Below are 25,242 nucleotides of genomic sequence, written 5' to 3'. Positions count from 1 at the left end.
GAACGTATTGCTACAAGGAGCTGGCTGGTTATTGTTGCTGGCCCCGTTTTTCTTCTTTACATATGGATTTCTTAATCAGTTCACCGCGACTCAGGATCTTAACAACCATGATATCCCCAGTCAGGTATTCGGTTGGGAAACGGCGATCCCTTTTCTTCCCTGGACTATTGTTCCTTACTGGAGTCTGGATCTTTTATATGGATTTTCGCTGTTCATTTGTAGCTCGACATTCGAACAGCGCCGACTGGTTCACCGGCTTATTCTGGCAACGGTAATGGCCTGCTGCGGTTTTTTTCTCTATCCGCTGAAGTTTAGTTTTATCCGTCCTGAAGTGAGTGGGGTGACAGGATGGCTATTTTCGCAACTTGAACTGTTTGATCTGCCTTATAACCAGTCTCCTTCGCTGCATATTATTCTCTGCTGGCTACTTTGGCGTCACTTTCGTCAGCATCTGGCTGTGAGGTGGCGTAAAGTCTGCGGCGGATGGTTTTTACTCATCGCCATTTCGACGCTGACGACCTGGCAGCATCATTTTATTGATGTCATCACGGGGCTGGCGGTAGGTATGTTAATTGACTGGATGGTGCCCGTCGACCGTCGTTGGAATTATCAGAAACCTGATCAACGTCGAATCAAAATAGCACTGCCATATGTCGCAGGCGCGTGCTCGTGCATTGTGTTGATGGAGCTAATGATAATGCTTCAGTTATGGTGGTCAGTCTGGTTATGTTGGCCAGTATTATCGCTATTCATCATTGGCCGTGGGTACGGTGGGCTTGGCGCGATAACAACAGGGAAAGATAGTCAGGGGAAACTCCCGCCCGCCGTTTACTGGCTGACATTGCCCTGGCGTATCGGGATGTGGCTGTCTATGCGTTGGTTTTGTCTTCGCCTGGAGCCGGTGAGCAAAATTACTGCTGGTGTTTATTTAGGGGCGTTTCCACGACATATTCCGGCACAGAATGCGGTTCTGGACGTCACCTTTGAATTCCCTCGCGGACGAGCGACAAAAGATCGACTCTATTTTTGTGTACCGATGTTGGATCTGGTGGTTCCGGAAGAGGGGGAGCTCCGACAGGCCGTGGCGATGCTGGAAACATTACGCGAAGAGCAAGGCAGCGTTCTGGTCCATTGCGCGTTGGGATTATCGCGCAGTGCGCTGGTGGTGGCGGCATGGCTGTTATGTTACGGACATTGTAAAACCGTTGATGAAGTGATTAGTTATATTCGAGCCAGACGCTCGCGGATTGTGCTTAAGGAAGAGCACAAAGCGATGCTGAAATTATGGGAAAACAGGTAAGCGGATTGAGATGTGGACTGAATATCTACAGTCCACATCAAGATCGTGTCCGGTTATTCAGCAACAATACTGTCGATGGCTGCTTTCGCGTCAGACTGTGCTTTCGCTGCCATTTCCGGGCCGTACGCGATCCCTTCGGCGAAGACAAATTTCACATCGGTAATGCCGATAAAGCCCAGGAATGTGGACAGATATGGCGTTACCAGATCCGTTGGGCCATCTTTATGGATCCCACCGCGGCTGGTGATAACGATGGCTTTTTTACCGGTGACCAGGCCTTCCGGACCCTTCTCGGTATAGCGGAAAGTAACGCCTGCGCGTGCAACCAGGTCAAAATAGTTTTTCAACTGAGTCGAGATGTTGAAGTTATACATCGGTGCCGCAATAACGATAACGTCGTGGGCTTTCAGCTCGGCAATCAGCTCATCGGAAAGCGCCAGAGCTTCCTGCTGACGCGGAGTCAGCGGCGCATCGCTCGGACGCAGTGCACCAACCAGTTCGCCATCCAGGACCGGAATCGGATTTGTAGCCAGGTCACGCACGGTGATTTCATCAGCGGAGTGCTTTTCGCGCCATTGTTCAACAAAATAATCGGACAACTGATTAGACTGAGAGTACCCTGCCAGGATGCTGGATTTAAGAACTAATACCTTGCTCATGGTGTTTCCTTATAGATATTTGAATGGGCAATGCCCCGTTGCTTGTTGACACTTTATTCACAATCTTGCCACAGAGATAGCGCAATAAATCGAAGCCTATGTTCGAATTTATTGAACAACGCATAGAAAGCCGCGATGTGGTACTCTATATCTATCATTTAAAAGAAAATTAATCAGGCAGACTACTGCCCACTAACGTTATGACAGAACAACAAAAATTGACCTTTACTGCCTTGCAGCAGCGGCTGGATTCGCTGATGCTGCGTGACAGACTGCGTTTTTCTCGCCGTCTGCACGGCGTGAAGAAGGTTAAAAATCCTGATGCACAACAGGCCATTTTCCAGGAGATGGCGAAAGAGATTGACCATGCGGCAGGGAAAGTCCTGCTGCGTGAAGCGGCACGACCGGAGATTACTTACCCGGACAATTTGCCGGTTAGTCAGAAAAAGCAGGACATTCTCGAAGCGATTCGTGACCACCAGGTGGTGATCGTCGCCGGGGAAACGGGTTCCGGTAAAACGACTCAGCTACCGAAAATCTGTATGGAGCTGGGTCGCGGGATTAAAGGGCTGATCGGCCATACCCAGCCGCGTCGGCTGGCGGCGCGAACGGTGGCGAACCGTATTGCGGAAGAGCTAAAAACGGAGCCGGGCGGTTGCATCGGTTACAAAGTGCGTTTCAGCGATCACGTCAGTGATAACACGATGGTCAAGCTGATGACCGACGGTATCCTGCTGGCAGAGATCCAGCAAGACCGCCTGCTGATGCAGTACGACACCATCATTATTGACGAAGCGCACGAACGCAGCCTGAATATCGATTTTCTCCTCGGCTATTTGAAAGAGTTGCTGCCGCGGCGTCCTGACCTAAAAATTATTATCACCTCCGCGACTATCGACCCGGAACGCTTTTCGCGCCACTTTAATAATGCGCCGATTATCGAAGTCTCCGGTCGGACCTATCCGGTGGAAGTGCGCTATCGCCCGATTGTTGAAGAAGCCGATGACACCGAGCGCGACCAGTTGCAGGCGATTTTTGACGCCGTAGATGAACTGAGCCAGGAAAGCCCTGGCGACATTCTGATCTTTATGAGCGGCGAGCGAGAAATTCGCGATACCGCCGATGCGCTGAACAAGCTGAACTTACGCCATACCGAAATCTTGCCGCTTTATGCACGGCTTTCCAACAGCGAACAGAACCGCGTGTTCCAGTCGCACAGCGGGCGACGCATTGTACTGGCGACCAACGTCGCGGAAACCTCGCTGACCGTACCGGGTATTAAATACGTTATCGACCCAGGTACGGCGCGTATCAGCCGCTACAGCTATCGCACCAAAGTGCAGCGTTTGCCGATTGAGCCAATTTCGCAGGCTTCAGCTAATCAGCGTAAAGGCCGCTGCGGTCGTGTGTCAGAAGGGATCTGTATTCGTCTCTATTCCGAAGACGATTTCCTCTCGCGCCCGGAGTTTACCGACCCAGAAATTCTGCGTACTAACCTGGCCTCGGTTATTTTGCAGATGACCGCACTGGGCTTGGGCGATATCGCCGCATTCCCGTTTGTCGAAGCACCGGATAAACGCAATATCCAGGATGGCGTGCGTCTGCTCGAAGAACTGGGTGCGATCACCACGGATGAACAGGCCAGCGCCTATAAACTGACGCCGCTCGGTCGCCAGCTCTCGCAGTTGCCTGTCGACCCACGTCTGGCGCGTATGGTGCTGGAAGCGCAAAAACATGGCTGCGTGCGTGAGGCGATGATTATCACGTCCGCGCTCTCCATTCAGGACCCGCGTGAGCGTCCGATGGATAAACAGCAGGCATCTGACGAAAAACATCGTCGCTTCCACGACAAAGAGTCTGACTTCCTGGCATTTGTGAATCTGTGGAATTATCTTGGCGAGCAGCAAAAGGCGCTTTCTTCAAACGCCTTCCGTCGCCTGTGTCGTACTGATTATCTCAACTATCTGCGCGTGCGCGAATGGCAGGATATCTACACCCAGTTGCGCCAGGTGGTGAAAGAACTTGGCATTCCGGTTAACAGCGAACCGGCGGATTATCGCGAAATTCACATTGCGTTGCTGACCGGTTTGCTTTCGCATATCGGCATGAAAGATGCCGATAAACAAGAATATACCGGCGCACGTAACGCGCGTTTCTCCATCTTCCCCGGTTCTGGTTTATTCAAAAAGCCGCCGAAATGGGTAATGGTGGCGGAACTGGTAGAAACCAGCCGCCTGTGGGGACGCATTGCTGCGCGGATCGACCCGGAATGGGTGGAGCCAGTTGCTCAGCATTTGATTAAACGCACCTACAGCGAACCGCACTGGGAACGGGCGCAGGGCGCGGTGATGGCAACGGAAAAAGTCACTGTTTATGGTTTGCCGATTGTTGCTGCGCGTAAGGTCAACTACAGCCAGATCGATCCGGCGTTATGTCGTGAACTCTTTATTCGCCACGCGCTGGTGGAAGGTGACTGGCAGACGCGTCACGCATTCTTCCGTGAAAACCTGAAACTACGGGCCGAAGTGGAAGAACTGGAACACAAAACTCGTCGCCGCGATATTCTGGTGGATGACGAAACGCTGTTTGAGTTCTACGACCAGCGCATCAGCCACGATGTGATTTCCGCACGTCACTTCGACAGCTGGTGGAAAAAAGTCAGCCGCGAAACGCCTGATTTGCTCAACTTTGAAAAGAGCATGTTGATCAAAGAAGGGGCGGAAAAAATCAGCAAGCTGGATTACCCGAACTTCTGGCATCAGGGCAATCTCAAGCTGCGTTTGAGCTATCAGTTTGAGCCCGGCGCGGATGCTGACGGTGTGACCGTGCATATCCCGCTGCCGTTACTTAACCAGGTTGAGGAGAGTGGGTTTGAGTGGCAGATCCCCGGTCTGCGTCGTGAGCTGATCATCGCCCTGATTAAATCGCTGCCGAAGCCGGTACGCCGTAATTTTGTGCCCGCGCCAAACTACGCCGAAGCGTTTTTAGGCCGCGTCACACCGCTGGAATTGCCGTTGCTCGACAGCCTTGAACGAGAGTTACGGCGGATGACTGGCGTCACCGTTGACCGCGAAGACTGGCACTGGGATCAGGTGCCCGATCACCTGAAAATCACTTTCCGCGTGGTGGATGACAAAAACAAGAAGCTAAAAGAAGGGCGCTCATTACAGGATCTGAAAGACGCCCTGAAAGGCAAAGTGCAGGAAACGCTGTCTGCCGTGGCGGATGACGGTATCGAGCAGAGCGGTTTACATATCTGGAGTTTTGGTCAACTGCCGGAAAGCTACGAGCAGAAGCGCGGCAACTACAAAGTGAAGGCTTGGCCGGCGCTGGTGGATGAGCGTGACAGCGTAGCGATCAAACTGTTTGATAACCCGCTGGAACAGAAGCAGGCAATGTGGAACGGTCTTCGCCGTTTACTGCTGCTAAATATTCCCTCGCCAATCAAATATTTGCATGAGAAGTTGCCAAACAAAGCCAAGCTGGGGCTGTACTTTAACCCGTATGGCAAAGTGCTGGAGCTGATCGACGACTGTATCTCCTGCGGTGTGGATCAACTGATCGACGCCAATGGTGGCCCGGTCTGGACGGAAGAAGGCTTTGCTGCGCTGCATGAAAAAGTCCGCGCTGAACTGAACGACACAGTGGTGGATATTGCGAAGCAGGTCGAGCAAATCCTCACTGCGGTGTTCAATATCAACAAACGTCTGAAAGGGCGGGTGGATATGACCATGGCGCTGGGGCTTTCTGACATTAAAGCGCAGATGGGCGGGCTGGTGTATCGCGGTTTTGTCACTGGTAACGGTTTTAAACGGTTGGGCGACACGTTACGGTATTTGCAGGCGATTGAAAAACGACTGGAAAAACTGGCGATTGATCCGCATCGTGACCGTGCTCAGATGCTGAAAGTCGAAAACGTCCAGCAGGCATGGCAGCAATGGATCAACAAACTGCCGCCTGCACGTCGTGAGGATGAAGACGTGAAAGAGGTCCGCTGGATGATAGAAGAGCTGCGCGTTAGTTACTTCGCTCAACAACTTGGCACGCCTTATCCGATTTCGGATAAGCGTATTTTGCAGGCGATGGAGCAGATTAGCGGTTAACACTGCTATTTGCCTGATAAATCTAAAACCCGGTAAGCATTTAGCGCCGGGTTTTTTATTAATTCTAAAAACGATAAGGGAAAAAATTCAGGAGTTCAGAAAAATACAATTCTCTGCTGCAAGATGAATAATGTTTATCTACAGCATTTCCTTAAAAAATATGTCAGGCTTGCGGAGTGGCAGTTAAGGAAATACGACTTCCTCCTTTCAGAGTGCTCCGCTTCTCACTATTATCTCACGCAGTATTCTTAAGGGAAGGATAAGGAGGAACCATGAATATTACCCCGTTTCCGACACTTTCGCCGGCAACCATAGATGCCATAAATGTTATCGGACAGTGGCTGGTGCAGGATGATTTCTCCGGTGAGGTACCGTATCAGGCCGATTGCGTGATCCTTGCAGGCAATGCGGTTATGCCGACTATCGATGCGGCATGTAAGATTGCCCGCGATCAGCAAATTCCTTTACTGATTAGTGGTGGTATCGGTCACTCGACAACTTTTTTGTATAGCGCCATCGCACAGCATCCGCACTACAACACTATCCGCACCACTGGCAGAGCTGAAGCTACCATCCTGGCGGATATCGCTCATCAGTTCTGGCATATTCCGCATGAAAAAATCTGGATTGAAGACCAGTCAACAAACTGCGGTGAAAACGCACGCTTTAGCATCGCGCTATTGAATCAGGCCGTAGAACGAGTTCATACGGCTATCGTTGTTCAGGACCCCACCATGCAGCGGCGCACGATGGCGACGTTCCGCCGTATAACCGGGGATAATCCCGATGCACCGCGCTGGTTAAGTTATCCCGGATTCGTTCCTCAGTTAGGAAATAACGCAGACAGTGTAATCTTTGTTAATCCGTTGCAAGGATTATGGCCGGTTGAGCGTTATCTATCGCTACTCACTGGCGAGTTGCCGCGTTTACGCGATGATAGCGATGGCTACGGCCCCCGCGGGCGAGATTTTATCGTTCACGTTGATTTTCCGGCAGAAGTCATCCAGGCATGGCAAACGCTGAAACACGATGCGGTGCTCATCGAGGCGATGGAAAGTCGCTCGTTACGTTAAAAATTGCCCGTTTGTGAACCACTTGTTTGCAAACGGGCATGACTTCTGACTTTTATTTCTGCCTTTAATTCCTTTTACACTTGTTTTTATGAAGCCCTTCACAGAATTGTCCTTTCACGATGCCGTCTCTCTGATAATTGATGTTAATTAACAATAAATTTACCAAAAACAAACATGCAAATCACAGGAGTCGCCCATGTCAGTACCCGTTCAACATCCTATGTATATCGATGGACAGTTTGTTACCTGGCGTGGAGACGCATGGATTGATGTGGTAAACCCTGCTACAGAGGCTGTCATTTCCCGCATTCCCGATGGTCAGGCCGAGGATGCCCGTAAGGCAATCGATGCAGCAGAACGTGCACAACCAGAATGGGAAGCGTTGCCTGCTATTGAACGCGCCAGTTGGTTGCGCAAAATCTCCGCCGGGATCCGGGAACGTGCCACTGAAATCAGTGCGCTGATTGTCGAAGAAGGGGGCAAGATCCAGCAGTTGGCTGAAGTCGAAGTGGCTTTTACTGCGGACTATATCGATTATATGGCGGAGTGGGCACGGCGTTACGAGGGCGAGATTATTCAAAGCGATCGTCCAGGAGAAAATATCCTTCTGTTTAAACGTGCGCTTGGCGTGACTACCGGCATTCTGCCGTGGAACTTTCCGTTCTTCCTCATTGCCCGCAAAATGGCTCCCGCTCTTTTGACCGGTAATACCATCGTCATTAAACCCAGTGAATTTACGCCAAACAATGCGATTGCATTCGCCAAAATCGTTGATGAAATAGGCCTTCCGCGCGGCGTGTTTAACCTTGTACTCGGGCGTGGTGAAACCGTTGGGCAAGAACTGGCGGGTAACCCAAAGGTCGCAATGGTCAGTATGACAGGCAGCGTCTCTGCAGGTGAAAAGATTATGGCGACTGCGGCGAAAAACATCACCAAAGTGTGCCTGGAATTGGGGGGTAAAGCACCGGCTATCGTAATGGACGATGCCGATCTTGAACTGGCAGTCAAAGCCATCGTTGATTCACGCGTCATTAATAGTGGGCAAGTGTGTAACTGTGCAGAACGTGTTTATGTACAGAAAAGCATTTATGATCAGTTCGTCAATCGGCTGGGTGAAGCGATGCAGGCGGTTCAATTTGGTAACCCTGCTGAACGCAACGACATTGCGATGGGACCGTTGATTAACGCCGCGGCGCTGGAAAGGGTTGAGCAAAAAGTGGCGCGCGCAGTAGAAGAAGGGGCGAGAGTGGCGTTGGGTGGCAAAGCGGTAGAGGGGAAAGGATATTATTATCCGCCGACATTGCTGCTGGATGTTCGCCAGGAAATGTCGATTATGCATGAGGAAACCTTTGGCCCGGTTCTGCCGGTGGTCGCATTTGACACGCTGGAAGAGGCTATCTCAATGGCTAATGACAGTGATTACGGCCTGACCTCATCAATCTATACCCAAAATCTGAACGTCGCGATGAAAGCCATTAAAGGGCTGAAGTTTGGTGAAACTTACATCAACCGTGAAAACTTCGAAGCTATGCAAGGCTTCCACGCTGGATGGCGTAAATCCGGTATTGGCGGCGCAGATGGTAAACATGGCTTGCATGAATATCTGCAGACCCAGGTGGTTTATTTACAGTCGTAATGAGTGAAAGAGGCGGAGGTTTTTTCCTCCGCCTGTGCGCGTCAGAGTTTAGCGAATTTTTCGAGGGTGCGAATAAGCTGCGTGACGAAGCCATATTCGTTATCGTACCAGGCGACCGTTTTCACCAGTTGTAAATCGCCCACGGCGGTAATTTCCGTTTGCGTGGCATCAAACACCGAACCGAAATGGCTGCCAATGATATCGGAAGAGACTATTTCTTCATCGGTATAACCAAATGACTCGTTATTGTTTGTCGCCTTTTTAAGCGCGTTGTTCACCTCTTCGGCAGTCACTTTTTTTCCGAGAATCGACACCAGTTCAGTGACCGAACCTGTTTTCACCGGCACGCGTTGCGCATGACCTTTCAGTTTGCCGCTCAGTTCCGGGATCACCAGACCAATGGCTTTTGCCGCCCCCGTAGTGTGGGGAATGATATTTTCTGCCGCTGCGCGTGAAGCACGTAAATCTTTACCACGTGGGCCATCCACCAGTGACTGGGTGCCGGTATAGGCATGAATGGTTGTCATCGTGCCGACTTCTATCCCGAAACTGTCATGCAAGGCTTTGGCCATCGGCGCAAGGCAGTTAGTGGTGCATGACGCCACGGAAACAATGGTGTCGTTGCCATCCAGAGTGTCGTCATTGACGTTATAAACGATGGTTTTCATTTCACCGGCAGGGGCGGAAATCAACACCTTCTTCGCGCCAGCATCAAGATGCGCCTGCGATTTCTCGGCGGAGGTATAAAAGCCTGTACATTCGACAATGATTTCTGCGCCTTTCGCTTTCCACGGAATATTTTTAGCCTCTTTTTCGGCGTAAACCGCGATACTTTTCCCATCAACGATAAGTGAATCTTCCGTATAATCAACGCTCCAGGGGAACGGTCCGTAGTTTGAATCATGTTTCAGCAGGTAGGCGAGAATTTTTGGGGAAGTGAGATCATTAATAGCGACAACGTCTATGTTGCTTTTGACTTCAAGTAATCGACGCAACACCAGTCGACCGATACGACCAAAACCATTAATACCAACTTTACTCATGGTCTTCTCCTGTCAGGAACGTTCGGATGAAAATTGATCCTTTCCAGGCTTAGACCAGGATGGCGGGATGGGCAATCTACATTCTTGCAGCGAAACGTAACGTACTGAAAACAGGTGAACAATATTTAATGAAATTTTAAGAAAAGCCCGTTATGTTAACGGCAAATTATGTTAAAGCAGGAAATGTTATGGGAAATAAATACTCAAGGTTACAAATCAGCATTCACTGGCTGGTCTTTTTGCTGGTTATCGTAGCGTATTGCGCAATGGAGTTTCGTGGTTTCTTCCCACGTAGCGATCGGCCCCTCATCAACATGATTCATGTTTCCTGTGGCATCTCAATTCTCGTACTGATGGTGGTTCGTCTTTTGTTAAGGCTGAAATGCCCAACCCCGCCGATTATACCTAAGCCAAAACCGATGATGACGGGACTGGCGCATTTGGGCCATTTGGTGATTTATCTCCTGTTTATTGCGCTGCCAGTGATTGGTTTGGTGATGATGTATAACCGGGGCAACCCGTGGTTTGCGTTTGGTTTGACGATGCCTTACGCTTCAGAGGCCAATTTCGAACGGGTTGATAGCTTAAAGTCGTGGCATGAAACGCTGGCGAATCTGGGATATTTTGTCATCGGGTTGCACGCTGCGGCTGCACTGGCACACCACTATTTCTGGAAGGACAACACACTTCTACGCATGATGCCACGTAAACGTTCCTGAAGGATATTTAAAGAAAACGCCTGTACTAAAACCGACCCGTGGTACAGGCGAAGAATACGGGCCTACATCGGAAGCGCCTATTATATTTATTTGTATGACAAATAAAACCATAATCCTTGTCTATACGTCCATCTGGCTTATCTTTAATCAATTCACCCGATCTTTGATCTCATCAACGGTATCAAAATAAACCAGCGTATAACGTTCAAATCGAACATAAGATTCGATAAATCATGGAGGTTATATGAAAAAACTGGCACTTATCCTGGTTATGGGAACGCTTGTTTCCTTTTATGCCGATGCCGGGCGCAAACCCTGTTCTGGTTCGAAAGGGGGGATCTCACACTGTACGGCAGGCGGCAAATTTGTCTGTAATGATGGTTCTATTAGTGCATCGAAAAAAACATGCACTAACTGAAGTGTAAAAGGGGTGCCATGAGAAAATGAATCCGCTAGTCAGATGCGCGGGGAAAATCCCCGCGCTTGCCCTTACCTGGACGTGCAGGCCATGAGCGCAGCAACCTCCTTATCACCGTCCCGGAACCGCAGTTCGTAGAGCGTTTGTCGGGTCAGTGTGAATGTCAGAATCGTGTTACTCTCGCAAGGCCCTGGATTTGCCGTTGTCGCCAGCGAAGTACGGACACTCGCAAGCCGCAGCGCTCAGGCGGCGAAAGAGATTGAAGGCTTGATCAGTGAATCAGTCAGGTTAATTGACCTGGGAGCGGATGAGGTGGCCACGGCCGGGAAAACCATGAGCACTATTGTTGATGCCGTCGCGAGTGTCACACATATCATGCAGGAAATCGCCACCGCCTCGGATGAACAAAGTCGAGGCATAACGCAGGTTAGCCAGGCGATTTCTGAAATGGATAAGGTGACGCAACAGAATGCTTCTCTGGTAGAAGAGGCCTCAACGGCGGCGTTGTCCCTTGAAGAACAGGCGGCACGACTAACTGAGGCGGTGGACGTATTCCGTCTGAACAAACATTCTGTGTCGGCAGAACCACGAGGAGCTGGTGAACCAGTTAGTTTTGCTACGGTGTGAAAATGTTAAAGGAGGGATCGACAGATCCCTTCACCTTTCAGAACGGCATTGATTTTCGAATAGCGTTAATCATCAACTGGCAACCAGAAGAGAACGTCGCATCTACGCGGGTCAGTATTCCAATCGGTTCGCCTGCACCATGTCCCGGAACAGGCAGGGCTACCAGCGTGGCATGACGCAGGTCGTCTTTTACAGCGCCAGAAGGGACAAACCACACGTAATCGTATTCAACCGTAAGTTGACGAGATAGCGAAGCAGACAGCGTTTCGATACAACCCGAAGGAATTTTACATCCCTGGCTCTGCACTAATGCATCTGAATGCTGGCGTGGCGCAGTGCCTTCTGGTGATACAACGACCGGCCATTCCAGCACCCGGCTTAGCGTTACGTTCTCCTGAAGTAGCGGGTGATTAGGGCGGACAACCAGCTTCAGCGATTCAAGAAACAGCAGTTCATAATTAAGCCCGTTCATCAGTTCAGGATCTGACATCCGACCAATGCCGATATCGATTTCCCCGGTTTTTAAACCCGCCAGAATCATAGGGTTACTCATTGTCGCAACTTGCAAGGTCGTCTCTTTTTGTTGCTGATGAAACTGACCTATAACCGAAGGTAATATCCCTAGTGCCGCAGTAGGTAGCGCACCAACCCTGACGACATCATTATTAAGACCTTCTTTACGATGAAGCGACTGTCCGGCAGTGTTGATGGCGTCAAGAACTCTGACTGCATGCGTTAAAAATTGTTCGCCGGGTAAGGTAAGTTGCGCCCCCTGACGACCACGCTCAAACAAGCGAGCGCCCGTCAGCTGCTCCAGTTCATTCAATGTCTTAGAGAGCGCAGGTTGACTCAAATTAAGGGTTTCAGCCGCGCGCCCCAAAGTTCCTTGTTGTGCGACAGCTACGAATGTATGAAGGTGGCGCAAACGGATGCGCTGACTAAACAGACTATTTTTTTCCATAAGCGATGTTAAAAACGAAGCGGTGTCGCTGACAAGTGAAGTTGTTTTATTATGATAACTTGATTGCAAAATATTATTAACAATTAAAGCAACTATGTTACAGCAAAATGGATAATATTGATGTTTTCGCGGCGAGATCACAGTTTGTAAATTCTTCCAGCCGGAGTGAATGCGGTTACCTACACTCCAGATTACTGACCACTGGAGGCAGACACTATGGCGAACAGCATCACGGCGGATGAGATTCGGGAACAGTTTTCGCAGGCAATGTCAGCCATGTACCAGCAAGAAGTTCCGCAGTACGGCACGCTGCTGGAACTGGTAGCTGATGTAAATCTGGCGGTGCTGGAAAACAATCCTCAACTGCACGAAAAAATGGTAAATGCAGACGAGCTGGCGCGACTGAATGTTGAACGTCATGGGGCGATTCGCGTTGGGACTGCACAAGAGCTTGCTACTCTTCGGCGGATGTTTGCCATTATGGGGATGTACCCGGTGAGCTATTACGATCTCTCGCAGGCAGGGGTGCCGGTACATTCGACAGCATTTCGGCCCATTGATGATGCTTCTCTGGCGCGTAATCCCTTCCGCGTTTTTACCTCGTTACTCCGTCTTGAGCTTATCGAGAACGAAATTTTGCGCCAGAAAGCGGCGGAGATTCTGCGTCAGCGCGATATCTTCACCCCACGTTGTCGACAACTGTTAGAGGAATATGAGCAGCAGGGCGGTTTTAACGAAACACAGGCACAGGAGTTTGTGCAGGAAGCCCTGGAAACGTTTCGCTGGCACCAGTCAGCAACGGTAGATGAAGAAACCTATCGCGCCTTGCACAACGAACATCGGTTGATTGCTGATGTGGTCTGTTTTCCTGGATGCCATATCAACCATCTGACGCCACGTACGCTGGATATTGACCGGGTGCAGTCGATGATGCCTGAATGCGGAATTGAACCCAAAGTTCTGATCGAAGGGCCGCCGCGCCGCGAGGTGCCGATTTTACTACGCCAGACCAGCTTTAAAGCACTGGAAGAGACGGTGTTGTTTGCGGGGCAGAAACAGGGCACACATACCGCGCGCTTTGGTGAAATTGAGCAGCGTGGTGTGGCATTAACGCCGAAAGGGCGACAACTGTATGATGATCTTCTGCGGAGCGCTGGAACCGGGCAGGATAATCTCACTCACCAAATGCATTTACAGGAAACCTTCCGCACTTTTCCTGACAGTGAGTTTTTAATGCGTCAGCAAGGGCTGGGATGGTTCCGGTACCGTCTGACGCCTTCGGGTGAGGCGCATCGTCAGGCGATTCATCCCGGAGACGATCCACAGCCCTTAATAGAACGTGGTTGGGTAGTGGCGCAACCCATTACCTATGAAGATTTCTTGCCCGTTAGCGCGGCGGGGATCTTCCAGTCAAATCTGGGTAATGAAACGCAGGCATGCAATCACGGTGATGCCAGTCGCGAAGCATTTGAGCAGGCGTTGGGGGGTCCGGTTTTGGATGAGTTCCAGCTTTATCAGGAAGCGGAAGAACGCAGTAAACGTCGCTGTGGTTTGCTTTAAATTCTGACCATCCGCCTTTGCAAAAATTTGCCTGATTTTACAAACGAATCAGGCTCATCCCATCGACATAAAAAAAATGCCAATTTATGCATATTCTCTGATTTCAACAATTGGATTATTAATAAATATTGTCTAGAGTGAGCGGTCATAAATAAGCACTTTCTTGCCGCTGAAAATGACCAGCGCGGGACCATTCACAACACCAGAAGGACTCACTTTCAGGTATGGATCGTAGACGATTTATTAAAGGTTCAATGGCTATGGCCGCCGTGTGCGGTACCAGCGGCATTGCTTCTCTTTTTTCTCAGGCGGCATTCGCGGCCGATTCTGATATTGCCGACGGGCAAACCCAGCGTTTTGACTTCTCCATTCTACAGTCAATGGCGCACGACTTAGCGCAAACAGCATGGCGTGGTGCACCACGTCCGTTACCTGACACTTTGGCGACAATGACGCCGCAGGCTTATAACAGTATTCAATACGACGCCGAAAAATCGCTCTGGCATAACGTTGAGAACCGTCAACTGGACGCTCAGTTTTTCCATATGGGAATGGGATTCCGTCGCCGCGTTCGTATGTTTTCTGTAGATCCAGCAACACATCTGGCGCGTGAAATTCACTTTCGCCCGGAGTTGTTCAAATACAACGATGCGGGTGTGGATACCAAACAATTAGAAGGGCAAAGCGATCTCGGTTTTGCCGGTTTTCGCGTGTTTAAAGCCCCCGAACTGGCGCGCCGTGATGTAGTATCATTCCTCGGCGCGAGTTATTTCCGCGCCGTTGATGACACATATCAATACGGTTTGTCGGCCCGCGGCCTGGCGATCGACACTTACACCGACAGCAAAGAAGAGTTCCCCGACTTTACCGCCTTCTGGTTTGATACGGTAAAACCAGGGGCAACCACCTTTACTGTTTATGCGTTGCTCGATAGCGCCAGCATTACTGGTGCCTATAAGTTCACTATCCATTGTGAGAAAAATCAGGTGATTATGGATGTGGAAAATCACCTGTATGCGCGCAAAGACATTAAACAGCTGGGCATTGCACCGATGACCAGTATGTTCAGCTGCGGTACTAATGAACGTCGGATGTGCGACACCATTCATCCGCAAATCCATGACTCTGATCGTCTGTCCATGTGGCGGGGCAACGGCGAGTGGATTTGCCGTCCGCTGAACAATCCGCAAAAATTGCAGTTCAATGCTTACACCGACAACAACCCGAAAGGGTTTGGTTTATTGCAACTGGATCGTGATTTCTCCCATTATCAGGACATTATGGGCTGGTATAACAAACGCCCAAGTCTGTGGGTGGAACCGCGTAACAAGTGGGGTAAGGGCACCATCGGCCTGATGGAAATCCCAACAACGGGCGAAACGCTGGATAACATTGTCTGCTTCTGGCAGCCAGAAAAAGCTGTGAAAGCGGGTGATGAGTTTGCATTCCAGTATCGTCTGTACTGGAGTGCGCAACCGCCTGTTCATTGCCCATTAGCGCGCGTTATGGCGACGCGTACCGGCATGGGCGGTTTCCCGGAAGGTTGGGCGCCAGGTGAACACTATCCCGAAAAATGGGCGCGACGTTTTGCCGTCGATTTCGTTGGTGGTGATCTGAAAGCTGCCGCGCCAAAAGGCATTGAGCCGGTGATTACGCTTTCCAGTGGGGAAGCGAAGCAAATCGAAATTCTCTATATTGAACCCATTGATGGTTATCGTATTCAGTTTGACTGGTATCCGACTTCGGACTCCACTGATCCGGTCGATATGCGGATGTATCTGCGTTGTCAGGGCGACGCTATCAGTGAAACATGGCTGTATCAGTATTTCCCGCCAGCGCCGGATAAACGTCAGTATGTTGATGACCGCGTGATGAGTTAATCATTTTTTCTTCGGCATCTTCTTCGGGAGGTGCCGTCTGGTTAAACACGATCCCGCTCGCATTTTTCCCTAAGTTAAATGAGTAATCTGATGGTGTGTATTTCAGATACACCTTGTCAGCCACTAACAGGGAGTGCGTATGTTTCCAGAATACCGAGATTTAATATCCCGTCTGAAAAACGAAAATCCTCGCTTTATGTCCTTGTTCGATAAACACAATAAACTTGATCATGAAATTGCCAGAAAGGAAGGTTCCGACGGTCGAGGGTACAATGCGGAAGTGGTCCGCATGAAAAAACAAAAGCTACAGTTAAAAGATGAGATGCTCAAAATCCTGCAGCAGGTGAGCGTCAAAGAGGTGTAAACTTTCCTAAGCCGCCAGCCAGGCGGCTTTTTTAACAACTGCATGGATTGACTGGAGATAAGATGACCGAAACGATAAAAGTAAGTGAATCACTTGAATTACATGCTGTTGCAGAAAGTCATGTCACACCTCTTTATCAGTTAATCTGTAAAAATAGAACCTGGTTACAGCAGTCGCTAAACTGGCCGCAGTTTGTTCAAAGTGAAGAGGACACGCGAAAAACTGTGCAGGGCAATGTAATGTTGCATCAACGCGGATATGCCAAAATGTTCATGATTTTCAAAGAAGATGAACTTATCGGCGTTATCTCGTTTAATCGTATTGAACCACTGAATAAAACCGCTGAAATCGGCTACTGGCTGGACGAATCTCATCAGGGGCAGGGGATCATTTCTCAGGCGCTGCAGGCATTGATTCATCATTACGCTCAGTCTGGTGAACTTAGACGCTTCGTGATCAAATGTCGGGTGGATAATGCGCAAAGCAACCAGGTCGCTTTGCGCAATGGTTTTATCCTTGAAGGTTGTCTGAAACAGGCTGAGTTCCTGAATGATGCCTATGATGATGTGAACTTATACGCGCGTATTATCGATTCACAATAACCCTGCCAGCGGCGTTCGAGTAATGCGCTCCTCGCCGTTAATGACTTTTGGACCACGGACATGAACCGTGTCGCCATCAAAGGCTTCAACGACGGCGTGGTCGGTTAACTCCACATGGTTTTCAATTATCACCGCACCAGTAATACGGCTCTCACCTTGTATGACAACGTCCTCGTCGAGCAGAATCGGTCCGCCACATACCACGGCATTTCCGCCAATCAAGACATGATGTTTTAACACACAATTACCTTCCACAATGGCATATTCCGCCACCTGCGAACTGTAATGAATCGTCGGAATGGCATCTTCTTCTATGCCAGCTTTCACCTGCGCGTGACCGTAAACTTTAGCACAATCGCATAGCCAGACGTTGTTCTCTTCATTACCTTCAATACTGGCAAAATCAAAAACTTCGGCGCGATGTTCAATAAAAGCATACCGGACGACGGCATCGCCATAAATTTGTGCCTGGTGGACAATCCGCGAGGCGCTAACCCTCGCGCGATCATAAATTTGTAGCAGGAGTTGATGGTCGGGCGTTAAGCCTTGTGCGGCGACGATCATAGAATGTTGATCAATTAAGGCGTGACCAAATATTCTACATTGACCGCAAACTAATGAGTCACTAATGGTGACACTGTCACTTATATATGCACCCTGGCTGATTTCACTATTATCGATCCAGACATTATCCGTTGCGTAAACCTCTCCCCACAGCACGCTGGTGCCGGTGATACGCGTATTCCCGGAAATCACCGTTCCGCCGAACGCAATAGCATTCTGGTCGTAAATCCAGCAATTTCCTTCCTGTGCTAACACCGTTTCGTGATCGATCCAGCCGCCAGCGCTTCCTGCTATCACATCGTTAAAATCGCTCATGGCGATAATTTGCCGTAATAACACACTTTTTTTAGTGCCATCTTCCTGATAACTAAAGGCTCGCTGTTCTTCACTTAGACGATATTTACGCATAGCGTTTTCCCACAGGTGACTTACTATAACCGTAGCAAATTCTGCGGCTCTGGCTATGCTCGAGAAAATTCCATAAAATGCATTTCAAATATACTTTATAAATTAAACAAAATGAGTAAGAAGATGCAGAGCGATAAAGTGCTCAATTTGCCGGCAGGCTACTTTGGTATTGTGTTGGGGACGATAGGGATGGGATTTGCCTGGCGCTATGCCAGCCAGGTTTGGCAGGTCAGCCACTGGTTGGGGGATGGGCTGGTGATTCTGGCGATGATCATCTGGGGATTATTGACTGGCGCATTTATTACCCGACTCATACGCTTTCCGCATAGCGTGCTGGCAGAAGTGCGCCATCCAGTGCTGAGCAGTTTTGTGAGTTTGTTTCCGGCAACGACGATGCTGGTGGCGATTGGTTTTGTTCCGTGGTTTCGCCCACTGGCGGTGTGCCTGTTCAGTTTTGGTGTCGTGGTTCAGTTGGCTTATGCCGCCTGGCAAACTGCGGGATTATGGCGCGGATCTCACCCTGAAGAAGCTACCACGCCTGGACTGTATCTGCCGACAGTTGCCAACAACTTTATCAGCGCAATGGCCTGTGGTGCGTTGGGCTACACCGACGCCGGTCTGGTGTTTTTAGGCGCAGGCGTTTTCTCATGGCTAAGCCTGGAACCGGTGATCTTGCAGCGTCTGCGCAGTTCGGGAGAATTACCCACGGCACTGCGGACATCACTCGGCATTCAGCTCGCTCCTGCGCTGGTGGCCTGTAGTGCCTGGCTGAGCGTCAACGGCGGCGAGGGTGACACGCTGGCGAAAATGCTTTTCGGTTATGGACTGCTGCAACTGCTGTTTATGCTACGTCTGATGCCATGGTATCTCTCCCAGCCATTTAATGCTTCATTCTGGAGTTTCTCGTTCGGTGTATCTGCACTGGCAACCACCGGTTTGCATCTGGGGAGTGGCAGCGATAATGGATTTTTCCATACGCTGGCGGTGCCGCTGTTTATCTTTACCAATTTTATTATTGCAATACTGCTCATCCGTACTTTTGCGCTTCTGATGCAGGGAAAATTGTTAGTCAGAACCGAGCGCGCCGTTTTAATGAAAGCAGAGGACAAAGAATGATCATTCGTGATGAAAACTATTTTACTGATAAATATGAATTAACCCGCACACACTCTGAAGTGCTGGAAGCGGTGAAAGTGGTTAAACCGGGTAAAACGCTGGATCTGGGCTGTGGCAATGGTCGTAACAGTCTTTACCTGGCAGCCAATGGTTATGATGTTGACGCATGGGATAAAAATGCCATGAGTATCGCCAACGTCGAGCGCATTAAGTCCATTGAAAATCTGGATAATTTACACACCCGGGTCGTTGATCTGAATAACCTCACATTTGATGGACAGTACGATTTTATTCTTTCGACTGTGGTGCTGATGTTCCTTGAGGCTAAAACCATCCCAGGGCTGATTGCCAATATGCAACGTTGCACTAAACCTGGCGGTTACAACCTGATTGTGGCGGCGATGGATACCGCTGATTATCCATGTACCGTCGGCTTCCCGTTTGCCTTCAAAGAGGGGGAATTACGTCGATATTACGAAGGCTGGGAGAGGGTGAAATACAATGAAGACGTCGGCGAGCTGCACCGCACCGACGCCAACGGTAATCGTATTAAACTGCGTTTCGCCACGATGCTGGCACGTAAAAAATGATCCGGTAAGAACAAAGCGCGTGAAAATTCCCCACGCTGAGATAGTTTACTGTTCTTCTTTTCGGTAAGCATATTTTTTATCGAAGGGATGTGAAATTAATCACAGTAGTCGAAGTTTTTTAGCCGCTTAACTTACTGAAATTTAACTACTGATGATTGACTTAGCCCCTTTTTCGGCATTGACTATGTCGTCTGAAAAGGGGCTAAAAAATTTATTTTCACCAACACTTTTTTTGCCACAACACGAAGCGGCGCTTTTTGCTATAACTTAGAAAGTAATATAATCATCTCAGGAAACTATTCATGCGTACCACATCATTTGCGAAAGTTGCAGCTTTATGCGGCTTGTTGGCTCTGTCTGGTTGTGCCTCTAAAATCACCCAGCCAGATAAATATTCTGGTTTTTTAAACAATTACTCTGATTTAAAAGAAACAACCTCGGCAACAGGTAAACCTGTTTTACGTTGGGTAGACCCGAGTTTTGATCAAAGCAAATATGACAGCATCGTCTGGAACCCAATCACTTATTATCCGGTACCGAAACCTTCTACCCAGGTAGGGCAGAAAGTTCTGGATAAAATTTTGAACTATACCAACACCGAAATGAAAGAAGCGATAGCGCAGCGTAAACCACTGGTTACCACCGCTGGGCCGCGTAGTCTGATTTTCCGTGGGGCCATTACCGGTGTAGGTACCAGTAAAGAAGGGCTGCAATTCTATGAAGTGGTTCCTGTTGCATTAGTGGTTGCGGGGACGCAAATGGCTACAGGCCACCGTACCATGGATACTCGCTTGTATTTTGAAGGTGAGCTGATTGATGCAGCGACTAATAAACCGGTTATCAAGGTCGTTCGTCAGGGCGAAGGTAAAGACCTGAATAACGAAAGTACGCCAATGGCTTTCGAAAATATTAAACAAGTTATTGATGACATGGCGACCGATGCCACCATGTTTGACGTTAACAAAAAGTAGTTCCAGACGCGCCATCGTTAGATGGCGCTTTTTATTATCGGTTTCTGTTAGCGATTAAATTCAACACCACGTAACAAACGCCTCCGGCAATTAATCCCCAAAACGCAGAACCAATCCCGAACAGCGTCAATCCACTTGCCGTTACCAGAAATGCCACCACCGCCGCGTCGCGCTCACGCTCATTATGCAGCGCCTGATACAAACTGCCGCCAATGGTACTCAACAGCGCCAGACCTGCCAGCATCTGGATCCAACTTACGGGCAGGGCAGCCATCATCCCGGTAATGGCACTACCAAACAGACCTGCGAGCAAATAGAAAATGCCTGCAACGGCAGCGGCCAGCCAACGTTGATCTTTATCCGGATGCGCTTCCGGGCTTTGGCAAATAGCCGCGGTGATTGCCGCAATACCGACGGAATAAACGCCGAAAGGGGAAAAAACCAGTGCCAGCAATCCAGTAAATACAATTAATGGCGAAACAGGAGCCGAATATCCGGCGGCTTTCATTGCTGCGATACCCGGTGCGTTTTGCGATGCCATCGTCACCAGAAAAAGGGGGAGTGCAACGCTCAGGCTGTGAGCAAACGAAAAATCAGGGCTAATATAAGTGGGGAGAACGGGTTTAAAGACAACATCAGTTGTGACAACGTCACCTTGCGCGATAACGATCACGACCCCAATAATCATCGCGGCAATTACCGCATAGCGCGGCGCAACGGCCCTGGTTGCCAGCCATACCAGCAACATACTGCCACACAACGTAAATTGACCATCCAGGCTCGCAAACGCCTGTAAACCAAAGCGTAATAAAATCCCGGCAAGCATTGCCGCCGCAAGCGAGTGCGGAATAATGCGCATCAGACGAGCAAAGAGTCCCGTTATGCCGCAGAGGACTATTAACACGTTGGTGACAATAAAAACGCCGATGGCTTCGTTAAGTGTTAGTCCCTGTAATCCGGTGACCAACAAAGCCGCGCCAGGCGTTGACCATGCGGTGAGAACAGGTACGCGATACCATAATGTCAGAGTCAGCGTACTGACGCCCATTGCCAGCCCCAGCGCCGTCATCCAGCCAGAGATTTGTGCAGTGGTGGCTCCGGCGACAATCGCTGCTTGCCAGATTATTGCCGCTGAACTGGCGTAGCCAATTAATACCGCCAGAAACCCCGCCAGTAGCGTGGGTGGAGGAATAGAAAACAGACGCATAGTCACCTCGTGCGTTATAACGTACAGGTACCGTAGCATTTGTCCGTTATAACGCACAAGTGATAAACTTCCGTTTTGCCGGAGGAGTCGCATGGAAAATCTCGCTCGCTTTTTATCCACCACACTTAAACAACTACGTCAGCAGCGCGGCTGGAGTCTTTCGCGACTGGCAGAAGCGACGGGCGTTTCTAAAGCGATGTTAGGGCAGATTGAGCGTAATGAATCCAGCCCGACGGTCGCGACATTATGGAAAATTGCCACCGGGTTGAACGTGCCATTTTCAACATTTATTTCTCCGCCGCAGTCCTCTACGCCTTCAATTTATGATCCACAACGGCAGGCGATGGTGATCACTTCGCTGTTTCCTTATGATCCACAACTCTGCTTTGAACACTTCTCGATTCAGATGGCACCCGGTGCAATAAGCGAATCGACGCCCCATGAAAAGGGGGTAATCGAACATGTCGTCGTCATTGATGGACAACTTGATCTGTGTGTTGATGGTGAATGGCAGAGCCTTAATTGTGGGGAAGGCGTTCGATTTGCTGCAGACGTCACGCATGTCTATCGTAATGGTGGGGAGCAAACCGTACATTTTCATTCCCTCATCCATTACCCGCGCAGTTAAGCGGGAAAACTATTTCGCAACGTCGCGCTTGTGGCTAAAATAGCCGCCATTTTTCAGCTACTGGATAAGAAAGTGACCGTATCTTCTCATCGTCTTGAACTGTTAAGCCCGGCACGCGATGCCGCCATTGCCCGCGAAGCTATTTTGCACGGTGCCGATGCTGTTTATATCGGCGGCCCTGGTTTTGGTGCCCGTCATAATGCCAGTAATAGCCTGAAAGATATTGCCGAGTTGGTGCCGTTTGCCCATCGTTATGGTGCAAAAATTTTCGTCACGCTTAACACCATTTTGCATGATGATGAGCTGGAACCCGCGCAACGGCTGATTACTGACCTCTACCAGACCGGTGTCGATGCGCTGATTGTTCAGGATATGGGGATTCTGGAACTTGATATTCCGCCGATTGAACTGCACGCCAGTACGCAGTGCGATATTCGTACAGTAGAAAAAGCGAAGTTCCTCTCTGATGTTGGCTTCACGCAGATTGTGCTGGCGCGAGAGCTGAATCTTGAGCAGATCCGCGCGATTCACCAGGCCACGGACGCGACCATTGAATTCTTTATTCATGGCGCATTGTGCGTGGCCTATTCGGGTCAGTGCTACATTTCTCATGCGCAAACAGGGCGTAGCGCCAACCGTGGCGATTGCTCGCAGGCGTGCCGTTTGCCATACACATTGAAAGACGATCAGGGGCGGGTGGTTTCCTATGAAAAACATCTGCTGTCGATGAAAGATAACGATCAGACTGCCAACCTCGGCGCGCTGATTGATGCTGGCGTACGCTCCTTCAAGATTGAAGGGCGTTACAAAGATATGAGCTACGTGAAGAATATCACCGCCCATTATCGTCAGATGCTGGATGCCATTATTGAAGAACGTGGCGATCTGGCGCGCGCTTCATCAGGTCGTACTGAACATTTCTTTGTTCCATCGACGGAAAAGACTTTCCACCGTGGTAGCACAGATTATTTTGTGAATGCCCGTAAAGGCGATATTGGCGCGTTCGATTCGCCGAAATTTATCGGCCTGCCGGTGGGCGAAGTATTGAAAGTAGCGAAAGATCATATTGATGTTGCCGTTACCGAGCCACTGGCAAATGGCGATGGCCTGAACGTGATGATTAAACGTGAAGTCGTCGGTTTTCGTGCCAATACGGTAGAGAAAACCGGAGAAAATCAGTACCGCGTCTGGCCCAATGAAATGCCAGCAGATTTGCACAAAATTCGCCCGCATCACCCACTAAACCGAAATCTTGATCATAACTGGCAGCAGGCACTGACAAAAACCTCCAGCGAACGCCGGGTGGCGGTAGACATTGAACTGGGCGGCTGGCAGGAACAACTGATTCTGACCCTCACCAGTGAAGAGGGTGTCAGCATCACACATACGCTGGACGGGCAGTTCGACGAAGCCAATAACGCCGAAAAAGCAATGAACAATCTGAAGGATGGTCTGGCAAAACTGGGGCAAACCATCTATTACGCCCGCAATGTGCAAATTAATTTGCCGGGGGCGCTGTTTGTACCAAACAGTCTGTTAAACCAGTTCCGCCGTGAAGCCGCCGATATGCTTGATGCTGCGCGTCTTGTCAGTTACCAGCGCGGCAGCCGTAAACCGGTTGCTGATCCTGCGCCGGTTTATCCGCAAACGCATCTGAGTTTCCTCGCGAACGTATACAACCAGAAAGCGCGTGAATTTTATCATCGCTATGGTGTGCAACTGATTGACGCGGCGTATGAGGCACATGAAGAGAAGGGCGAAGTCCCGGTGATGATCACCAAGCATTGTCTGCGCTTTGCCTTCAATCTGTGCCCGAAACAGGCGAAAGGCAATATCAAAAGCTGGAAGGCGACGCCAATGCAACTGGTTAACGGCGATGAAGTATTAACGCTAAAGTTTGATTGCCGCCCATGCGAGATGCACGTCATTGGCAAAATCAAAAATCACATACTGAAAATGCCGTTACCGGGAAGCGTAGTGGCATCCGTAAGTCCGGATGATCTGCTGAAAACATTGCCGAAGCGAAAAGGGTAAAACGCCAGTTTTCGGGTTACTCACCACTCATCAAATCTGCATGATATTGCCTGCCGGGTAAGGTGTCACGCCGCATCCGGCAACACACGACTCAACGCTGTCCCGCTTCTGGTTTGCGCGATTTTTGCCAGTAAAAATGCTCGCGCAAACCTTCCGCCGACTCTTCCGCCACAGCACGCAATTCATCGCTGTCCGCTTCATGACGCAACTGATGATCCACATTCTTTACCCACATAAATTCATGTCCTTTGTGCCCTGCCATGAGTTGTCCTGAGAACAGTGCACACGTTAATAAGACAACCGATAACGCCTTCGAAAACATCCCGCCACCTTTTTCTAACCTTTTGCCGCTATGATGCCGATCGTTTCTTGAGGTTATTATTCAGTTTTGCAAATTAGAGCAAAGAAATTCTGGAATCTTCCTTCCTGATTTTGCATTGCATTCTGCCGTTGCGGCGATTTAGTGCTATTTTCGAGCACATTACACACGGAGGTAAACTTCGCCATTAAATAGTCACGATCACTTTATTGAAGTGCCTTTGAGCGTCGCCTCTAAGGTATTGCTGTTAAATGCTTTTTTACAGTCAGAAATCACTCAGCAAGAGTTAGCCCGGCGAATTGGCAAACATAAACAGGAGATTACTCGCCTATTTAATTTGCACCATGCGACAAAAATCGACGCCGTCCAGCTCGCGGCTAATGCGCTTGGCAAAGAGTTATCGCTGGTGATGGTTTGATTACAGTTAATGAAAAGTTGTCATTTTTAACAACTGATATAG

General features: G+C 49.6%; 22 protein-coding genes and 3 pseudogenes. 18 read left to right on the top strand and 7 right to left on the bottom strand.

Annotated features, from left to right (window positions below; genetic code table 11):
- Positions 1-7: 7 nt before the first annotated feature.
- On the top strand, positions 8-1,300 hold the full coding sequence (locus HBM92_RS12580) for a phosphatase PAP2/dual specificity phosphatase family protein (RefSeq protein WP_001704244.1): 1,293 nt from the start codon (positions 8-10) through the stop codon (positions 1,298-1,300).
- Positions 1,301-1,353: 53 nt separating this feature from the next.
- On the opposite strand, the gene azoR is transcribed toward HBM92_RS12580, so the two are convergent.
- Positions 1,354-1,959 (bottom strand): FMN-dependent NADH-azoreductase, encoded by a 606-nt coding sequence (azoR, locus tag HBM92_RS12575; protein WP_000048971.1) that lies wholly within the window; start codon positions 1,957-1,959, stop codon positions 1,354-1,356.
- Between the two features lie 200 nt (positions 1,960-2,159).
- Here azoR and hrpA point away from each other — a divergent pair, with 200 nt between their 5' ends.
- From hrpA to aldA, 3 genes are all read left to right on the top strand, one after another.
- Positions 2,160-6,062 (top strand): ATP-dependent RNA helicase HrpA, encoded by a 3,903-nt coding sequence (gene hrpA / locus HBM92_RS12570; RefSeq protein WP_000139525.1) that lies wholly within the window; start codon positions 2,160-2,162, stop codon positions 6,060-6,062.
- A 272-nt stretch (positions 6,063-6,334) separates the two neighbouring features.
- A complete protein-coding gene (gene ydcF / locus HBM92_RS12565) occupies positions 6,335-7,135 on the top strand; it encodes a DUF218 domain-containing protein YdcF (protein ID WP_001027953.1) in 801 nt (266 codons plus the stop codon).
- Positions 7,136-7,331: 196 nt separating this feature from the next.
- Positions 7,332-8,771: an aldehyde dehydrogenase gene (gene aldA, locus HBM92_RS12560; protein WP_000115964.1), complete on the top strand. Its 1,440-nt coding sequence runs from the start codon at positions 7,332-7,334 to the stop codon at positions 8,769-8,771.
- A gap of 41 nt (positions 8,772-8,812) precedes the next feature.
- Here the strand turns inward: aldA and gap are convergent, their stop codons facing one another.
- Positions 8,813-9,814: a type I glyceraldehyde-3-phosphate dehydrogenase gene (gene gap, locus HBM92_RS12555; protein WP_000048688.1), complete on the bottom strand. Its 1,002-nt coding sequence runs from the start codon at positions 9,812-9,814 to the stop codon at positions 8,813-8,815.
- Between the two features lie 188 nt (positions 9,815-10,002).
- On the opposite strand from gap, the gene cybB reads away from it, so the two are divergent.
- The 3 genes from cybB to HBM92_RS25345 all read left to right on the top strand — a co-directional run bounded on the left by cybB (position 10,003) and on the right by HBM92_RS25345 (position 11,045).
- Positions 10,003-10,533 (top strand): cytochrome b561, encoded by a 531-nt coding sequence (gene cybB, locus HBM92_RS12550; protein ID WP_001350640.1) that lies wholly within the window; start codon positions 10,003-10,005, stop codon positions 10,531-10,533.
- Between the two features lie 244 nt (positions 10,534-10,777).
- Positions 10,778-10,951, top strand: a complete 174-nt coding sequence (locus HBM92_RS12545; protein WP_000731859.1) for a hypothetical protein — start codon at positions 10,778-10,780, stop codon at positions 10,949-10,951.
- A 25-nt stretch (positions 10,952-10,976) separates the two neighbouring features.
- Positions 10,977-11,045 (top strand): hypothetical protein, encoded by a 69-nt coding sequence (locus tag HBM92_RS25345; protein WP_212734533.1) that lies wholly within the window; start codon positions 10,977-10,979, stop codon positions 11,043-11,045.
- Here the strand turns inward: HBM92_RS25345 and hokB are convergent.
- Positions 11,023-11,124, bottom strand: a pseudogene (gene hokB, locus HBM92_RS12540) (type I toxin-antitoxin system toxin HokB); the annotation flags it as partial. The gene HBM92_RS25345 and the pseudogene hokB sit on opposite strands and share 23 nt — an antisense overlap.
- A 10-nt stretch (positions 11,125-11,134) precedes the next feature.
- On the opposite strand from hokB, the pseudogene HBM92_RS12535 reads away from it, so the two are divergent.
- Positions 11,135-11,578 (top strand): annotated as a pseudogene (locus HBM92_RS12535) (methyl-accepting chemotaxis protein); the annotation flags it as partial.
- Between the two features lie 37 nt (positions 11,579-11,615).
- Here the strand turns inward: HBM92_RS12535 and HBM92_RS12530 are convergent.
- Positions 11,616-12,539, bottom strand: a complete 924-nt coding sequence (locus HBM92_RS12530; RefSeq protein WP_000414563.1) for a LysR substrate-binding domain-containing protein — start codon at positions 12,537-12,539, stop codon at positions 11,616-11,618.
- Between the two features lie 216 nt (positions 12,540-12,755).
- On the opposite strand from HBM92_RS12530, the gene HBM92_RS12525 reads away from it, so the two are divergent.
- The 4 genes from HBM92_RS12525 to rimL all read left to right on the top strand — a co-directional run bounded on the left by HBM92_RS12525 (position 12,756) and on the right by rimL (position 16,945).
- Positions 12,756-14,099: a VOC family protein gene (locus HBM92_RS12525; RefSeq protein WP_000013801.1), complete on the top strand. Its 1,344-nt coding sequence runs from the start codon at positions 12,756-12,758 to the stop codon at positions 14,097-14,099.
- A 224-nt stretch (positions 14,100-14,323) separates the two neighbouring features.
- Positions 14,324-15,979 (top strand): glucan biosynthesis protein OpgD, encoded by a 1,656-nt coding sequence (gene opgD / locus HBM92_RS12520; RefSeq protein ID WP_000375944.1) that lies wholly within the window; start codon positions 14,324-14,326, stop codon positions 15,977-15,979.
- A gap of 139 nt (positions 15,980-16,118) precedes the next feature.
- Positions 16,119-16,343: a YdcH family protein gene (locus HBM92_RS12515; protein WP_001296056.1), complete on the top strand. Its 225-nt coding sequence runs from the start codon at positions 16,119-16,121 to the stop codon at positions 16,341-16,343.
- Positions 16,344-16,405: 62 nt separating this feature from the next.
- A complete protein-coding gene (gene rimL, locus HBM92_RS12510; protein ID WP_001304394.1) occupies positions 16,406-16,945 on the top strand; it encodes a 50S ribosomal protein L7/L12-serine acetyltransferase in 540 nt (179 codons plus the stop codon).
- On the opposite strand, the gene ydcK is transcribed toward rimL, so the two are convergent.
- Positions 16,937-17,917, bottom strand: coding sequence for a YdcK family protein (gene ydcK / locus HBM92_RS12505; RefSeq protein WP_001234086.1), 981 nt, complete (start codon positions 17,915-17,917; stop codon positions 16,937-16,939). The two genes, rimL and ydcK, sit on opposite strands and share 9 nt — an antisense overlap.
- A 123-nt stretch (positions 17,918-18,040) precedes the next feature.
- Here ydcK and tehA point away from each other — a divergent pair, with 123 nt between their 5' ends.
- The 3 genes from tehA (at position 18,041) to HBM92_RS12490 (ending at position 20,594) form a co-directional block, all read left to right on the top strand.
- Positions 18,041-19,033, top strand: coding sequence for a dicarboxylate transporter/tellurite-resistance protein TehA (gene tehA, locus HBM92_RS12500; protein ID WP_001298119.1), 993 nt, complete (start codon positions 18,041-18,043; stop codon positions 19,031-19,033).
- Complete coding sequence (tehB, locus tag HBM92_RS12495; protein ID WP_000586720.1) at positions 19,030-19,623, top strand: tellurite resistance methyltransferase TehB; 594 nt, start codon at positions 19,030-19,032, stop codon at positions 19,621-19,623. Before tehA ends, tehB begins: the two co-directional genes overlap by 4 nt.
- A gap of 302 nt (positions 19,624-19,925) precedes the next feature.
- Positions 19,926-20,594: a DUF3313 domain-containing protein gene (locus HBM92_RS12490; protein ID WP_001261017.1), complete on the top strand. Its 669-nt coding sequence runs from the start codon at positions 19,926-19,928 to the stop codon at positions 20,592-20,594.
- Between the two features lie 34 nt (positions 20,595-20,628).
- Here HBM92_RS12490 and ydcO read toward each other — a convergent pair whose 3' ends face one another.
- On the bottom strand, positions 20,629-21,840 hold the full coding sequence (ydcO, locus tag HBM92_RS12485; protein WP_001304392.1) for a BenE family transporter YdcO: 1,212 nt from the start codon (positions 21,838-21,840) through the stop codon (positions 20,629-20,631).
- A 52-nt stretch (positions 21,841-21,892) separates the two neighbouring features.
- Between ydcO and sutR the strand changes: the two genes are divergently transcribed.
- Both sutR and rlhA read left to right on the top strand, forming a co-directional pair.
- The gene (gene sutR, locus HBM92_RS12480; protein WP_000429164.1) at positions 21,893-22,429 is read left to right on the top strand and encodes a DNA-binding transcriptional regulator SutR; all 537 of its coding nucleotides are present in this window, start codon (positions 21,893-21,895) and stop codon (positions 22,427-22,429) included.
- 72 nt (positions 22,430-22,501) lie between these two features.
- Positions 22,502-24,463: a 23S rRNA 5-hydroxycytidine C2501 synthase gene (rlhA, locus tag HBM92_RS12475; RefSeq protein WP_001443125.1), complete on the top strand. Its 1,962-nt coding sequence runs from the start codon at positions 22,502-22,504 to the stop codon at positions 24,461-24,463.
- Positions 24,464-24,554: 91 nt separating this feature from the next.
- Here the strand turns inward: rlhA and HBM92_RS12470 are convergent, their stop codons facing one another.
- The gene (locus HBM92_RS12470; RefSeq protein ID WP_000491567.1) at positions 24,555-24,785 is read right to left on the bottom strand and encodes a DUF2554 family protein; all 231 of its coding nucleotides are present in this window, start codon (positions 24,783-24,785) and stop codon (positions 24,555-24,557) included.
- A gap of 178 nt (positions 24,786-24,963) precedes the next feature.
- On the opposite strand from HBM92_RS12470, the pseudogene hicB reads away from it, so the two are divergent.
- Positions 24,964-25,200: pseudogene (gene hicB, locus HBM92_RS12465) on the top strand (type II toxin-antitoxin system antitoxin HicB); the annotation flags it as partial.
- Positions 25,201-25,242: the final 42 nt, after the last annotated feature.

The sequence above is a fragment of the Escherichia sp. E.sYA108 genome, assembly GCF_011754335.1.
GTDB classification, from domain to species: Bacteria; Pseudomonadota; Gammaproteobacteria; order Enterobacterales; family Enterobacteriaceae; genus Escherichia; species Escherichia coli.
The sequence above is the reverse complement of the archived record's forward strand: the minus strand, read 5'-3'. Positions and strand labels throughout refer to the sequence as shown.

Excerpts from the sequence above, each read along its gene's own strand:
- azoR (WP_000048971.1), bottom strand. The coding sequence starts at position 1,959 with ATGAGCAAGGTATTAGTTCTTAAATCCAGCATCCTGGCAGGGTACTCT.
- hrpA (WP_000139525.1), top strand. The coding sequence starts at position 2,160 with ATGACAGAACAACAAAAATTGACCTTTACTGCCTTGCAGCAGCGGCTG.
- ydcF (WP_001027953.1), top strand. The coding sequence starts at position 6,335 with ATGAATATTACCCCGTTTCCGACACTTTCGCCGGCAACCATAGATGCC.
- aldA (WP_000115964.1), top strand. The coding sequence starts at position 7,332 with ATGTCAGTACCCGTTCAACATCCTATGTATATCGATGGACAGTTTGTT.
- gap (WP_000048688.1), bottom strand. The coding sequence starts at position 9,814 with ATGAGTAAAGTTGGTATTAATGGTTTTGGTCGTATCGGTCGACTGGTG.
- cybB (WP_001350640.1), top strand. The coding sequence starts at position 10,003 with ATGGGAAATAAATACTCAAGGTTACAAATCAGCATTCACTGGCTGGTC.
- HBM92_RS12545 (WP_000731859.1), top strand. The coding sequence starts at position 10,778 with ATGAAAAAACTGGCACTTATCCTGGTTATGGGAACGCTTGTTTCCTTT.
- HBM92_RS12530 (WP_000414563.1), bottom strand. The coding sequence starts at position 12,539 with ATGGAAAAAAATAGTCTGTTTAGTCAGCGCATCCGTTTGCGCCACCTT.
- HBM92_RS12525 (WP_000013801.1), top strand. The coding sequence starts at position 12,756 with ATGGCGAACAGCATCACGGCGGATGAGATTCGGGAACAGTTTTCGCAG.
- opgD (WP_000375944.1), top strand. The coding sequence starts at position 14,324 with ATGGATCGTAGACGATTTATTAAAGGTTCAATGGCTATGGCCGCCGTG.
- HBM92_RS12515 (WP_001296056.1), top strand. The coding sequence starts at position 16,119 with ATGTTTCCAGAATACCGAGATTTAATATCCCGTCTGAAAAACGAAAAT.
- rimL (WP_001304394.1), top strand. The coding sequence starts at position 16,406 with ATGACCGAAACGATAAAAGTAAGTGAATCACTTGAATTACATGCTGTT.
- ydcK (WP_001234086.1), bottom strand. The coding sequence starts at position 17,917 with ATGCGTAAATATCGTCTAAGTGAAGAACAGCGAGCCTTTAGTTATCAG.
- tehA (WP_001298119.1), top strand. The coding sequence starts at position 18,041 with ATGCAGAGCGATAAAGTGCTCAATTTGCCGGCAGGCTACTTTGGTATT.
- tehB (WP_000586720.1), top strand. The coding sequence starts at position 19,030 with ATGATCATTCGTGATGAAAACTATTTTACTGATAAATATGAATTAACC.
- HBM92_RS12490 (WP_001261017.1), top strand. The coding sequence starts at position 19,926 with ATGCGTACCACATCATTTGCGAAAGTTGCAGCTTTATGCGGCTTGTTG.
- ydcO (WP_001304392.1), bottom strand. The coding sequence starts at position 21,840 with ATGCTACGGTACCTGTACGTTATAACGCACGAGGTGACTATGCGTCTG.
- sutR (WP_000429164.1), top strand. The coding sequence starts at position 21,893 with ATGGAAAATCTCGCTCGCTTTTTATCCACCACACTTAAACAACTACGT.
- HBM92_RS12470 (WP_000491567.1), bottom strand. The coding sequence starts at position 24,785 with ATGTTTTCGAAGGCGTTATCGGTTGTCTTATTAACGTGTGCACTGTTC.